Raw genomic sequence first — 14351 nt, forward strand, 5'->3', positions numbered from 1 at the left:
ACAGACAGCAAACTGTCTCGATATGAAAGGTAAGAGCATGCAACAGAAAATGGTCAGCATTGGTGATATCAAAGTCGCAAACAATCTCCCTTTTGTTCTTTTTGGTGGAATGAATGTCCTTGAATCCCGTGATATGGCAATGCAGGTGTGTGAACACTATGTCACAGTGACGCAAAAGCTAGGCATTCCTTACGTATTTAAAGCGTCTTTTGATAAAGCTAACCGTTCATCAATTCATTCATATCGTGGCCCAGGCCTTGATGAAGGGATGAAAATCTTTCAAGAGTTGAAAGAAACCTTTGGCGTGAAAATCATTACTGATGTGCATGAGCCATCTCAAGCTCAACCTGTTGCTGAAGTGGTGGATGTTATCCAATTACCTGCATTTTTAGCTCGTCAGACTGATCTGGTTGCAGCAATGGCGAAAACTGATGCCGTGATCAATATTAAAAAACCACAGTTTATTAGCCCGGGCCAAATTGGCAATATCGTAGAAAAGTTCATTGAAGGTGGTAATGATAAAGTCATCTTATGTGATCGTGGCGCTAATTTTGGTTATGATAACCTAGTTGTTGATATGCTTGGTTTTAATGTCATGATGCAAGCTTCAAATGGCTGTCCAGTTATTTTTGATGTTACCCATTCGCTGCAATGTCGTGACCCATTTGGCGCTGCTTCTGGTGGTCGTCGTGCTCAAGTGGCTGAATTGGCCAGAGCAGGCATGGCAGTTGGGTTAGCAGGGCTATTCCTTGAAGCGCATCCAGATCCTGACAGTGCTCGTTGTGATGGCCCGTCAGCACTACCACTTGCTAAATTAGAGCCTTTCTTACAGCAAATCAAAGCGATTGATGAGTTAGTAAAAAGCTTCCCTGAGTTAGATACGAGTCGTTAATCTCGGTTTGCAATGCAACTGAACCAAGTTGTCTCCATGTTCGGCGCTGATCTTCAGCGCCGTTATGGCGAGAAAATTCACAAAATAACATTACATGGTGGTTTTAGCTGCCCGAACCGCGATGGTACTCTTGGGCGAGGTGGTTGCACCTTTTGTAATGTCTCCTCTTTCTCTGATGAAACGCAATCGACTCAATCGATTAGTGAGCAAATTCGTCATCAAAAAGCCAAAATCACGCGAGCCAGTCGCTATCTAGCTTATTTCCAAGCCTATACCAGCACTTATGCTGAAGTGTGTTTACTACAGCAGTTGTATGAGGAAGCTCTTAAGCAGGCGAATATTATTGGATTATGTGTTGGCACGCGTCCGGATTGTGTGCCACAAGAAGTGCTCTCTTTATTAAGTGGCTATCGAGAGCATGGGTATGAAATATGGTTGGAATTGGGCTTACAAAGCGCACATGATAAAACACTTCATCGCATTAACCGAGGGCATGGTTTCGCCGAATATCAAAAAACCGTAACGAAAGCAAGGCAACTCGGACTTAAGGTTTGCACGCATCTTATTTGTGGCTTACCGGGTGAAAGCACTTTAATGAATATGCAGACATTAGAAAAAGTGCTGGAGTGTGGTACGGATGGGATCAAATTACACCCTTTGCATATTGTTGAGGGGAGTATTATGGCGAAAAGTTGGCGAGCAGGGCGATTAGCGCCGATGACCTTAACTGACTATACCCAAGTTGCTGGAGAAATGATCCGCTATACACCTACCGATGTGGTTTATCACCGTATTTGTGCCAGTGCGCGCCGACCAACATTATTAGCCCCAGAGTGGTGTGAAAACCGCTGGTTAGGCATGAATAGTCTATACCAGTATCTACTCACACATGGTGGACAAGGCTCCGCACTTTAATGGTCATTAATAAGCCGAGTATGGTTTCTTATTTTATTAATACTAACCATTGAAAATAGAGATCTGTTGGTGGTAGAGGAGAGATGGTTAGGCATGTGACAGGGTAGCAGTCACAAACAACGTAACTCAGCATACCCCGTCCGAGATTATTTAGCGTTTGTTCCTAGATTAGCATTATAAATGAGCCACTCCCGCGCTTTTTGGTTGTGGCTCATTTATGGTTATTTGGAATCAAGTTCCTCGAGAGCTTTATCAATCGAATTATGGAAACTTAACACTCCCTCAATAGGCGTTACACCAGCGCGCGCCAAGGTTTTAAGCGGCTGGAATGGAATGTCACAAATAACGATATGCGTGTCTTTTTTGACTATGTCGATAAATTTCTGGAATGCTTCTAACCCGCCAGCATCAAGTACAGGCACCGCATCCCACTGCATGATGATGGTTTTATAACCTTCACTTTTGACCCTTAATTCATCAAAGATACGCTCTGCCGCGGCAAAAAACAGTGGGCCGTTGATACGAACCACTAAACGGCTTTTGGCTTCATCGGTTTCTGCTAATTCACTGATCCGAGTCATATTAGCAATACGGCGCATAAACAGCAGTGAGGCGAGAACAATCCCTACAGTGATGGCAATGACCATATCGAAAAGCACAGTAAGAGACATACACAAAAGCAAAACAATGATGTCATCTTTAGGCGCGCGGCGGATCAGGTCTATCACTTTACGTGCGGCGCTCATATTCCATGCAACCATCAACAGCAATGATGACATCGCCGCTAAGGGCAGATAGGAAAGCATTGGGGCGAGGACCAATAACGTCAGCAAGACTAACAATGAGTGGATCACTGAGGAAATCGGCGAGGTTGCACCTGCACGAACGTTAGCTGCCGAACGTGCAATGGCGGCGGTAGCTGTAATACCACCAAAGAATGGCGCTGCGATATTACCAAAGCCTTGCCCGATAAGTTCACTGTTAGAGTGGTGTTTCTTGCCTGTCATATTGTCAAGAACAACCGCACATAGCAGCGACTCGATCGCGCCAAGGACAGCCATCGAGAAAGCCGCGGGCATCAATGCGGTGATCATCGACCAGCTAATAGGGGGGCTGCCGGGAAGCTGCCATGGCAAAATAAACTGAGGCAAGATAGGGGGGATACCGTTACCTTCTGAGCCATCGGGCAATAAATAGCTAAATTGTGAGCCGATGGTAGCAACGTTTTTATCAAACAGAGAGAGCACCCACATAACCAGTGTACCTGCTACGAGAGCAGGTAAGTGACCCGGTAACTTTAGTCCTAGCTTAGGCCATAAAATTAAAACGAAGAGTGTCACTAAACCAATCAAAGTATCGCTGAATTGGAGTGTCGGCAAAGCGTTGACTAAGGCGATAACTTTATCGACATAGTTTTCAGGAACATATGCCATTTGTAAGCCAAAAAAATCTTTAATTTGCATGGTCGCAATGGTAATTGCGATACCAGAAGTAAAGCCTAGCGTGACAGAGACAGGAATGTATTCAATAAACTTACCAAAACGAGCGAACCCCATTGCAAGCAAAATAATACCAGACATTAAGGTTGCAACGAGTAGCCCACTTAACCCGAATTGCTGTGAGACGGGATAGAGAATGACGACGAAAGCGGCCGTTGGCCCTGAAACACTGTAACGTGAGCCGCCAGTGATTGCGATAACAATACCCGCGATAGCAGCAGTATAAAGGCCATATTGTGGTGGAACTCCACTTGCTATTGCCAGTGCCATTGCTAATGGAATGGCGATAATCCCAACGGTAACCCCGGCAATTAAATCTTTAATAAAGCGAGCAAATGTATATTTCTCTTTCCAACACGAATCTATTAATGCGCTAAATAGGCGCAAGCTATTAATTTTTTTTGTACTCATTGTACCCCACCAAAATAACAGGGTTAAATAACGGAAAACAGAACCAAAGGATACGCGGAACTTACACAAAAAAATCTGCTATGTGTCAATGAACTCGCAATTATCATAACGTTTACGGGTACAAAAGTAAAAAAACCTGCGAATATTCTGTATGAATATATCTAAAAATGAATTATTGAAGTTTTTGTTATAGCGCAAGTTATATTTAAGATAGTGTGTATAATAAATTAAATTTCATTATTAATTTCCCGTTAATAATGAAATTAAAACCCACAACCAGAGTAAAATAGTCAATAATAGTGTGTAATTGAATAATCTCTTTGTGCCAGCCCAGCGCTGCTCCATAGTGGCAACGGGTTGTTTTTTAGGGAAAAGGTAATGTAGAGCAAGGTCAAAATGATAGGGCTCTTGTCGCTGGTATAATATTTTAAAAAGATGGCTGTCAAACCATAACCGGAAAATAAAATAGTGGCTCACAATAAAAAGGAGTGTGCTAATAAAGAAGGTGAGATTATCAATTAATGAGTAAATAAATAAGATAAATTGACAAATAAAAGCGAGTAGTGATGCACAACAAAAATAACGCCAACTTGTTGTAAAAATAACCATGACATCGCCACATTGTTTATCAGATAAATGATTCATGATGATGCTCGCTTTAAATAATAGTGTTGATACCAATAATGTAATTGTTCAAGGGTTGCTGAGTTTAGGATCACTTTTGGTCTGGCTTGAGTGATTAGCGCAATCGCATCATCAATCGTTTTAGATTGTTGACTATGAACTAACCATGCAGCGGCGACGGTCGCACTGCGCGAATAACCTAATTTGCAGTGAACATAAATTGTGCCGCTTTCTGCAAGCTCATCCATTGTGTGCACGGCGCTTTCAATATCCTTTGCACTTAGTGGTAACAAATCGATTTGAGGTTGGCTACGATAATTTAAATCGTGGCTATAGGAATTGCGAGGCCACTCGCAAGTCATATCGAAAACGGCTTGAGCTTGCAAAGGATAAAGCGGGCGTCCACCCAAAATAAGTTTATCGTTAATTTTGCTAGGTTGTCGACACGCCTTGGCATAGTAATGATAAGTTCCTATGGCAATTAATCGATACGGGAGTAGCAAGAGGAGCGCCGAAGGTGACATGCTACCCATCGGAGTTTTTTGGAATACAGAAGCGCCTAGACCTAAGTAGCCAATCGCGACGATAAACAACGCAATAGCAGGCCATAGGAGTAGCCATGCGATACCTTGAAGCGTTATTGCGAGTAACAAACAGGCAAACGCCCCTAAGCCATAATTCGTGCTCATTTTAAAGCTACGACGGCTGCCGGTGTAGTGCCAGTGCCATTGGCTTTCAATAGGCAATAGATAACTAATAAGGACACCAACGGCAAAGCCACTGATAACATCAATAAAATGGTGTTGCCACGTCGTGAGGACAGAAATGAGGATCAGTAGCGACCAGCTATGTAGCAACCAATGCCATTTAGTCGGCATATGAGCTCGGAAACGTAACCACAATAGCCACAGTAAAATAATATGTAATGAGGGGGCTTGGTTATAAGGGAGGTCAAATAATTCAAGGCTATCGAACATCCAACCGGTGATACCGCTTGTGTCAGGCCGAGGGAAGCTAAATTTTAAGGGGAATAATAAAAAGCCAACACAGGCGGCTAATGAGGCAGCGATTAAGCGTAGCCCTTGGATTGTTTGCTCTCTTAAAGAGGTGCAAATAAAAAGGGATAGGCCATAAAACAGGTCAATACTCCAATAAGGGATAATCGTCCAAGGTAAAAAAGGAATATGTGTTTCCCATGAATAAACATAGGAGGGAACATTGGCTAGCGTAGACGTATAAGTGTTGACTTGTCCATAGGTAAGAAAGAAAAAAGGGGCTAAAAAGACTAACCAAAAGAAACCGTATAACCAAATTTTTCGCCGCGGCGAGGAAGGCAAGGGCTTATGTGTGGTTGTCATTCATCTATCCGTTTAGCTAGTTTAATTGATATTGAGATGGGAATTAAAAAGAGTATCGCGTTCACTCAGTGAGTTGTTGCAAGCTATTAGTATATCAGCTTTATTGAATATTAAAGGGGATAAGGTAGTGATGGTTGTCACCACCTTATCAAGCAAAATATCAGGTTCGTTTATGCTCAAATACGCTTAACGGCGTCGAGCAATAGAAACACTGAATATGCCCCAGTTATCAATTAACTGATTAAGTTTTTCGAATCCAGCTTCGTCGACAAGTGCGTCCATTTCACCTTGGCTCCGGCAACGCATCACCCATGCTTGTCCACCTTGGTGACTTGGTAAGACACGAGCGATCATTTCAACCTGAGGGTGCCAAGGTTGGCAGGTGTAGATAAGTAGGCCACCAGAAGGGATCGCCTGAGATAAACCACTCAGTGAAGCTCGAATCAGGTCATTACTTGGGAAAAGTTCGTATAAACCACTTACGATACCAAGTGTAGGGGCTGGCGTTATGGAAGCTAAGTCATTCGTATCAAAGGCATTGCCTTCTTCAAAACGCACTTTATCTTCAAGATAGCGCTCTTTAATATGTGAACGACCTTGCTCAACATTGACAGGGCTATAGTCTCGCAGTAAGACGGACTCCACTTTGCCATAGTCATTAATAGCGTCGAAGACGTAACGACCTTGTCCGGCGGCTATATCGACAATACGCACTGGCTGGTGTTGTTCAGTTAGCTCACGAATAGCTTGTCGAATGATATTTTCGATGTTGGTTTTACGTTGGCGGATCCCTTGCCAGCCGATGCTATTGAGATATTGCCTATCAATGATTCGGCCAAATAACCCTTTACCTTGTGCTTTATCACGGTAAATGTAGTCAAGGGTCGACCCAGAGTCAAAACCTTTGTCATAACCAATGCGGACACCTTCTGAAGCCTTGCCTAGTGTACTCATAGAACGGCTAAGTAGCTTATAACCAAGGTTTTTAGGGCACCATGCAGGCAGAGGTTGCGTTAGCTCGCGATAAGCATCTGCACTCACGCTCCAAGTATCTTCATATTGGTAATCATGTTGATAGCGAGGAACTGAGAATAGTTTGCCAATGAATTCACGGATTTTGGCAATAGGGATATGGCGCTCTTTTTCACCCAGTGTATCGTGATAGAAGCCAGGTAAAATATGTTTCTCTTTAATGGGAGTATTAAGGCGCTCATAAAATTGATGCTGTGGTTTATGGTGTACCACATGATCACTACCAGAAATAAACAGTTGTGTTGGGAGGGTAATCGCACCTGCATCAGCCACTATTCTATCAGCAGTTTTGTACAGTTCGAGCAGGATATTAACTGCAATAGGGCGCGTAATTAATGGGTCACGGTTGAATGAGGCTATGCGGCTTTGGTCGTGAGTTAGGAATTTAGCTTTCACATATGAGTTAACATAAAACAGACCCCGCATTTTTTGCATCAAAGCAAGTCCTGTGCGCGCAAATGGTACATACAACTTAACTTTAAAAGCTGGGGATGCTAATACCATCCCTCTAATAGGAGGGGCATAGTCATGTACCCAAGCAGAGACTAACACGGCACCAACGCTTTGACCAATGACGATAATATTTGCTAATGGTATTTGGTATTGGGATGACACATAACGTACAAATTCATCCACATCATGAATAGAGGTGCCAAGGGATGGGCTATAACCACGAGGGCCATCATTTCTGCCATGGCCTCGGGCATCCCATGCGAACATGGCGTAGTCAGGCAAGTCTAACTCATCGACAAGATGAGCAACGCGTCCTGAGTGTTCGTGGCCGCGGTGAAATAGAATAATGGCTTTATCTGTTGATTGTTCTGTTGGCCAGTAACGATAAAACAGCGGGGTACGGTCACTGGTGATAAACTGAGATTCAATGACAGGACGTTGAGTTAAATAGTCTGTCTGAGCGTTCATAATGGTTCCTTATGATGATCCGTTTGTGTATTAAGCTCACTTAAGGCCTTACGGATACGGTTGTAGCAGGTGTAAAACAGCAACAATGAAAGGACAATAAAAATAGCAGTAAACCAGTTAGAAGAAGTGATTTGGGGAAAGAGTGCGACTAATAGCCCAAAAGTACCGAAAATAAATGCACGGTCACTCTTACCGATAGGGCCATCATAGCGACGTGAAGCGCCAATAGCTTGTGCGATAACCCCAATAAACTCTGTTAATAATGACAAGAAAAGGATCAGTAAAATCCATCCAAAATCATGAGGGAACAACAAAACAAAAGGGATATACAAGGCCATATCGGAGATAACATCCCCCGTTTCATTTAATATTGCACCGAGATGACTTTTTTGGTGATGTTCACGTGCGAGCATACCGTCAATGGCGTTCAGCGCCATGCGAATAAATAAAACAAAGGGTAATAAAATAAACAGGTGTGGGTTAGGAAAAATAAATAGCAGTGCTCCGATCAAAATAGATAATAGCATTGCAGCCAATGTTACCTGATTTGCTGTCACGCCTGCGTCATAAAGCTTTTGTACGATAGGCCGTAGCAGGTTCTGAAATTTAGGTTTCAGATCATAAATTGTCATTTATTCATCCTTGCAAATTACAACCATAATGGTGCAAATATAGCGTATATGAATACGCGATTATTTTTTAGCTGCAATAAGAGCTATCCTAAGTTAGATTTCTCTCTTGTGATGATAACCTGTGTTCGTGGATATTACCTTTCTATAATATATTGATTGTAAATGAATAATTCATTATCGTAAAATTAAGTGTTTATTTATTGTTCATTTACTTTTATGTTTCGTAATTGTAATAAATTAATTAAGTCGATTTTATAAAGTAATAGAAAATTTTAATCAAAAAGTGAATCAATGACGTAAAAAGAATGCTCAAGTGGCGTATAAAAATCATCCATTGCAGAAATAATAGTATCGCCGAGCTGGATATCATGAGTGTTGAATATCGAAAGTAAAAAAACATCTTAAAATAAGATGTTTTCTGTAATAAAACAGTTTCTATTGGGATGAGATTATTTAAACAAGTTGTTCTTCAACGTGATATCTATTGGCAATATTCAACCTCATCCGTTTAAATTGGCTTGGGGTCATTGTCGTCATTTCTTTAAATTTCCGACAAAATGCACTGTGATCAGCATAAGCACATTTTATGGATATTTCAGTAATCGAATAATCTTCTTCGAGTAATTCAATCGCATGTTCAAGACGTTTTTTTTGAATATATTGTTGGGGAGTTATGTGGAATATGGCTTTAAATTGGCGATTTAGTTGGGATAAAGACAAGCCCGATATATCTGCAAGAGTGGTTATTTTTATTGGCATATCAAAGTGTTCGCTAATAAATTGTTCCACCTGACCCAACTGCTTGTTTAATTTTTGACTGACCGACTTTACATCTTGCAAATCTACCGAAATCCCAGCCACACCAATCACTTGGTTATGCGTATTGAAGATAGGAACTTTGGTTGTGACGCACCAACCTAATATGCCTGCTTTATATAAATGCAATTCTAATTTGTTAATGACGCTGATCTTTTTTTGCATCACCAGATAATCCTGAGAGCTATAACTGCGACCTAACTCATGATGAAAAATATCTTCGGCTCGCTTCCCAATGACATCGTTAGTCGTAGCCATTTTACAGCGTTTGGCTAGGTTCTCATTAGCAAGAAGATATTTAGCATTACGATCTTTAACAAAAAAAGTGACATTCGGTAATGTGTTAATTAATGGCATGACCAGCCCGAGGTGATTTAAAAGTATTTCAATATTATCAACGGGAAACAGCATATTTTCCTGACTAATTAATAGCAGCTTATTTAAATTAATCATGCGGCCTCCAACAAGTTCAACAAATATGATTAGTTCTCTGAAATATTTTTATATTGTGCCGAATTGCGCATCAGTGAGCACGAAAGATATCAAGATCCTTTAACAAAAATCAAGCATTCTGTTAACAATTAAAGTGAGCAGAGGATGCAATATGCACAAGCGCTATACACAAATTGAGGTAATTGATTCACATACGGCGGGTGAACCAACTCGATTAGTTATTGATGGTTTTCCTGATCTTGGTAATGGCTCTATGGCATCTCGTTTACAGCGTTTAAGGCACGAGCATGACCTATGGCGTACCACCACCATATTAGAGCCACGAGGCAGTGACATTTTAGTCGGTGCGCTACTTTGCAAACCTCAAAATCCACAAGCCACTGCGGGCGTCATCTTTTTTAATAACGAAGGATATTTAGGCATGTGTGGGCATGGCACGATTGGCCTTATTGCTTCGTTAGCTTACCTAGGAACAATTACGGTTGGCGAACATACCATTGAAACGCCAGTGGGTGATGTTCAGGCGACATTGCACCCAGACGGCAGTGTCAGTATCCAAAATGTTTACTCTTATCGCTACCGCAAATCGGTCGCGGTGAAGGTTCCTGACGTGGGAATGGTGACGGGGGATATTGCTTGGGGAGGAAATTGGTTCTTTCTGGTTGAGCAATCACCGGTAGAGATCCATCACCGCAATACCAAGGCGTTGACTGAAACGTGCTTAAAAATAAAAGCGGCCTTAGTTGAACAACATATTTATGGCAAAGATGACCAAGAAATTGACCACATTGAACTTTTTGCTGCGTCTTTACAGGCCGATAGCCAAAGTTTTGTGTTATGCCCAGGAGGGGCTTATGACCGTTCACCTTGTGGAACAGGCACGAGTGCCAAACTCGCGTGTTTAGCCGCTGATGGCAAGTTAAACGAAGGGGCAATTTGGCGTCAAGCGAGTGTCATCGGTAGCCAATTTGAAGCCAGTTATCTCTGGGCTGATGGGAATGGCATTATCCCAACCATTCGAGGTACGGCCTATATCAGTGGGCGTAATACCTTGCTTATCGATGAAGCCGATCCATTTCGTTGGGGGATCACGGTGTCGTGAGAGGTTGATATGGATAAGAAACGTTCAGTGATTGTTATCGGTGGCGGCATTATTGGCTTAAGTATCGCGCTGACATTACAAGCGGATGGAACAGATGTTTTGCTGGTCGAGAAAGAGCAGGTCGGCGCTGGAGCGTCAATGGGAAATGCTGGACATATCGCGACGGAGCAAGTTTTCCCTGTAGCTGACCCATCAATTTTAAAATCGATTCCTGCGATGTTGTTTGATCCTCTAGGGGCACTGCGTCTCGATTGGCGTTATTTATTGCCATTGACGCCTTGGTTACTACGTTTGTTGGGAAATATGCGACATAAACCCTTTCAACGTATTCATCATGCGTTATCCACAATTAATGGTGCATCACTGGCTGCATGGCAAGCGTTCAGCGATGACTGGCAACTGGCTGATCTTGTAAAAATTCAAGGTTCACTGCTGGTGGCAGAGAGGGAAGCTTCCTATGAAAAACTGCAAAAGCAAGGTGAGTACCTCAACTCCATAGGAGTGAAAAATCAACTATTAACTCAGGCACAACTATTGGCACGAGAGCCTGCTTTGGCTGGTAATCAATTAGGTGGGCTTTATTACCCAGATACGGGGCATGTCGTAGATCTCAATGCACTACATACTCAATTAACAAATCACTTTTTGAGATTGGGGGGGGAGTTACTTTCTCAGTGTGAAGTTACGGGCATTCATACCACTTCAGGTAATACAGTGCGCCTGACAACCTCACAAGGACAATTGGCGGCGCAGCGAGTAGTGATTTCAGGAGGCGCATTTTCTAAATCATTGGTCAAGATGGTTTGCCGCATACGTGTTCCACTTGAAACAGAGCGTGGCTATCACCTTATGTTGCCTAAAGAGGCAAGTAGGTTAAGCGTTCCTGTTTCAAGTATCGATAGGCGCTTTATCATGACGCCCATGAAAGGTGGATTGCGCCTTGCGGGTACGGTTGAATATGCGGGATTGAAACGTCCAGCCAATATGCAACGTGCTCGACACTTTATTCCTCTAGCTGATCCCATGCTTAACACACCGCTAAATAGCGAGCAAGCAACTGAATGGATGGGATTTAGACCGACTCTCTCAGATTCGTTGCCAGTGATTGATAAAAAAGGACCTTATATTTTTGCCTTTGGTCATCAACACTTAGGTCTAACTCAAGCGGCCATCACGGCAAAAATTGTACATAGCTTATTCAAAGAACAGCCGACACCGATCGATTGTTCACCTTATTCCATTGAACGATTTATATAAAAGTTAAGGAGATTTCACATGAATTTTCACGGCATTATTGTTCCAATTGTGACGCCATTTCACAGTGATTTTTCATTAAATGTTAGTGGGCTAGCACAATTAACTGAAACCTTAATTGAACAAGGTGTATCAGGACTTGTTGTGTGTGGCACGACTGGGGAGTATTACGCATTAAACGAGAAAGAGCGTGAAGTGGTGCTGACTACCGTGAGTAAAGTCGCCAAAGGGCGAGTTACCTTGATTGCAGGGATTAATGACCTATCGACAGAAGGGGCGATTAAGCGTGCAGAGCAAGCGGTTTCATTAGGTTATGAAGGCTTGATGTTAGCACCGCCACCATACAGTTTACCGGATCAGCAAGGGGTAATTGCGCATTATGAGCAGGTTGCTTCAGCAACACCATTACCCATCATCATGTATAACTTCCCTGCGCGTATTGGGATCGAAATCGAATACGACACTGTCATACACCTATCTAAGGTGAAAAATATTGTCGCGATTAAAGAAAGTAGTGGTGATTTCAGCCGAGCGCTACGTTTATTACAAACTCAATTCGACAATTTTGAGGTGATTTGTGGCTGTGATGATCAGCCTGTCGATTTCTTTTTTTGGGGCGCGAAAAGTTGGATTGCGGGGGCTGGAAATGTATTCCCAGCAGAGCAAGTGGCAATTTATCAGGCCGCACAGCAAGGGGATTGGTCTACGGCGAAACGGATCATGTCAGAAATTTATCCTGCAATTTATTCGATGGAATCTGGGGATTATAACCAAAAAGCCAAAGCGGGTTGTATCAAGGGTACTGTCGATGTTGGGCCAGTTAGAATGCCACTTTCCAATATTTCACCGCAACAACAACGTGAATTTCTCGCCTTGATAAAATAAGGAAAAACGCCATGAAAGTGACCAAAGAAGCAGTATTTGAGCGAGCTCGTTCAGGTTTATTGTGGGCGGGTAACTTGATAGAAAACTACCAAGGGAGCAATGAAAAATTAGAAACCAGAACGCCTATTGATGACAGCATTATTGGATTTATTGCCGATGGTGATGCTCAAGATGTCGATGCCGCAGTTTCAGTGGCAAGAAAAACCTTTAGTGATGGCTGTTGGCAAGGTTTGTCGCCGCAAGAGCGCAAACAAGTCATGCTGCGTTGGGCACAGTTGATTGAGTTACATCAGGAAGAGCTTGCTGCATTAGATTGTGTTGATGCGGGTAAGCCAATCACAGAATGCTTAAATACAGATATGCCAGCGACCATTGAAACTTTTTATTGGTATGCCGAAGCACTGGACAAAATGTTTGGAAAAGTTGCGCCGACAGGTCATCAGGCGTTGGGGTTGATTGTACATGAACCCATAGGTGTTGTGGGGGTTGTTTTACCGTGGAATTTCCCCGCACAAATGTTTGCATGGAAAGTTGCTCCAGCGTTAGCTGCGGGGAACTCAGTGATTGTAAAGCCCGCGGAGCTGACCTCATTGAGTGCTTACCGAATGGTTGAATTGGCTTATGAAGCTGGGGTGCCAAAAGGTGCTCTGAGCTTAATTTGCGGATTAGGGGAAAAAGTGGGTGAGGCGATAGGTCGACATAGGGATATCGATATTGTCTCTTTTACCGGTTCGACTGAGGTGGGGCGGTTATTCCTTAAATACTCTGCTGAAAGTAACTTAAAAGAGATCGTGTTGGAGTGTGGTGGGAAAAGCCCACAAGTGGTCTTTGAAGATGCCGATCTTGATGCTGCTGTGCCTCATATTCTATCAGCCGCTTTCTGGAATATGAGTGAAAATTGCAGTTGCGGCTCTCGCCTAATTGTTCATGAAAGTATCCGTCAAAAGCTATTAGATAAACTCGTTGCAGCATTAGCCGAGTGGAAAGTTGGCGATCCTATGGATGAAACTGTCTCCATTGGGCCAATGGTTGAAAAAGCTCACTTTGAGAAAGTGAAGTCATTTATTGATCTTTCTGTGAAACAGGGCGCAAACATTATTGCAGGTGGAAAAATCCACAGTGAAATGGGCAGTGGTTGGTACATTGAGCCGACAATATTCGATAACGTCACTCCAAAGATGTCATTATTCCAAAATGAGGTTTTTGGACCCTTACTTGCCGTGTCAACGTTCGCAACAGAAGAAGAAGCGATTGCCCTCACTAATAATACACACTATGGGTTAGCGGCCTCATTCTATAGTCAAAATATTCATCGAGTGATGAAAGTTGCTCGGCAAATTAATGCAGGCACAGTGTCGGTGAATGGATTTAGTGAAGGTAATATCACGACGCCTTTTGGTGGCTTTAAGCAGTCAGGCTTTGGCGGCAAAGATAACGGATTAGAAGCTTTCGAACAATATACTCAAACAAAAGTCATTTGGATGATTAATCATTAATTTATTCACAACCTGAACAGCGTTAAGTTCAGGTTTTTTTATCCCTACAAATACATAATGA

11 protein-coding genes are annotated in these 14351 nt (G+C 42.6%); 6 read left to right on the forward strand and 5 right to left on the reverse strand.

Annotated elements, in window-relative coordinates:
• Nucleotides 1-37 precede the first annotated feature (37 nt).
• Together kdsA and PR833_RS16345 are read left to right on the forward strand one after the other, a co-directional pair.
• Nucleotides 38-892: a 3-deoxy-8-phosphooctulonate synthase gene (gene kdsA, locus PR833_RS16340; protein ID WP_014658273.1), complete on the forward strand. Its 855-nt coding sequence runs from the start codon at nucleotides 38-40 to the stop codon at nucleotides 890-892.
• Between the two features lie 12 nt (nucleotides 893-904).
• Nucleotides 905-1807: a TIGR01212 family radical SAM protein gene (locus tag PR833_RS16345; protein ID WP_121874869.1), complete on the forward strand. Its 903-nt coding sequence runs from the start codon at nucleotides 905-907 to the stop codon at nucleotides 1805-1807.
• Between the two features lie 221 nt (nucleotides 1808-2028).
• On the opposite strand, the gene dauA is transcribed toward PR833_RS16345, so the two are convergent.
• The 5 genes from dauA to PR833_RS16370 form a co-directional block, all read right to left on the reverse strand.
• Nucleotides 2029-3717 (reverse strand): C4-dicarboxylic acid transporter DauA, encoded by a 1689-nt coding sequence (gene dauA, locus PR833_RS16350; protein WP_004919397.1) that lies wholly within the window; start codon nucleotides 3715-3717, stop codon nucleotides 2029-2031.
• 641 nt (nucleotides 3718-4358) lie between these two features.
• Nucleotides 4359-5699 carry a phosphatase PAP2/dual specificity phosphatase family protein gene (locus PR833_RS16355; protein ID WP_040133089.1) on the reverse strand — a complete coding sequence of 447 codons (1341 nt, stop codon included), beginning with the start codon at nucleotides 5697-5699 and terminating at the stop codon, nucleotides 4359-4361.
• Nucleotides 5700-5885: 186 nt separating this feature from the next.
• Nucleotides 5886-7652, reverse strand: a complete 1767-nt coding sequence (locus PR833_RS16360) for a bifunctional alpha/beta hydrolase/class I SAM-dependent methyltransferase (RefSeq protein ID WP_053110883.1) — start codon at nucleotides 7650-7652, stop codon at nucleotides 5886-5888.
• The gene (locus PR833_RS16365; RefSeq protein ID WP_004919403.1) at nucleotides 7649-8284 is read right to left on the reverse strand and encodes a CDP-alcohol phosphatidyltransferase family protein; all 636 of its coding nucleotides are present in this window, start codon (nucleotides 8282-8284) and stop codon (nucleotides 7649-7651) included. Before PR833_RS16365 ends, PR833_RS16360 begins: the two co-directional genes overlap by 4 nt.
• A gap of 453 nt (nucleotides 8285-8737) precedes the next feature.
• Nucleotides 8738-9553: a helix-turn-helix domain-containing protein gene (locus PR833_RS16370; RefSeq protein ID WP_014658279.1), complete on the reverse strand. Its 816-nt coding sequence runs from the start codon at nucleotides 9551-9553 to the stop codon at nucleotides 8738-8740.
• Nucleotides 9554-9704: 151 nt separating this feature from the next.
• Here PR833_RS16370 and PR833_RS16375 point away from each other — a divergent pair, with 151 nt between their 5' ends.
• From PR833_RS16375 to PR833_RS16390, 4 genes are read left to right on the forward strand one after another with little or no spacing between them, the layout of a single operon-like run.
• Nucleotides 9705-10655, forward strand: a complete 951-nt coding sequence (locus PR833_RS16375; protein WP_272526353.1) for a 4-hydroxyproline epimerase — start codon at nucleotides 9705-9707, stop codon at nucleotides 10653-10655.
• A 9-nt stretch (nucleotides 10656-10664) separates the two neighbouring features.
• Complete coding sequence (locus PR833_RS16380; protein WP_004919408.1) at nucleotides 10665-11912, forward strand: NAD(P)/FAD-dependent oxidoreductase; 1248 nt, start codon at nucleotides 10665-10667, stop codon at nucleotides 11910-11912.
• 18 nt (nucleotides 11913-11930) lie between these two features.
• Nucleotides 11931-12794, forward strand: coding sequence for a 4-hydroxy-tetrahydrodipicolinate synthase (dapA, locus tag PR833_RS16385; protein ID WP_004919411.1), 864 nt, complete (start codon nucleotides 11931-11933; stop codon nucleotides 12792-12794).
• Nucleotides 12795-12805: 11 nt separating this feature from the next.
• On the forward strand, nucleotides 12806-14290 hold the full coding sequence (locus tag PR833_RS16390; protein WP_272526354.1) for an aldehyde dehydrogenase: 1485 nt from the start codon (nucleotides 12806-12808) through the stop codon (nucleotides 14288-14290).
• Nucleotides 14291-14351: the final 61 nt, after the last annotated feature.

The organism is Providencia sp. PROV189 (genome assembly GCF_028480065.1).
GTDB lineage: Bacteria > Pseudomonadota > Gammaproteobacteria > Enterobacterales > Enterobacteriaceae > Providencia > Providencia stuartii.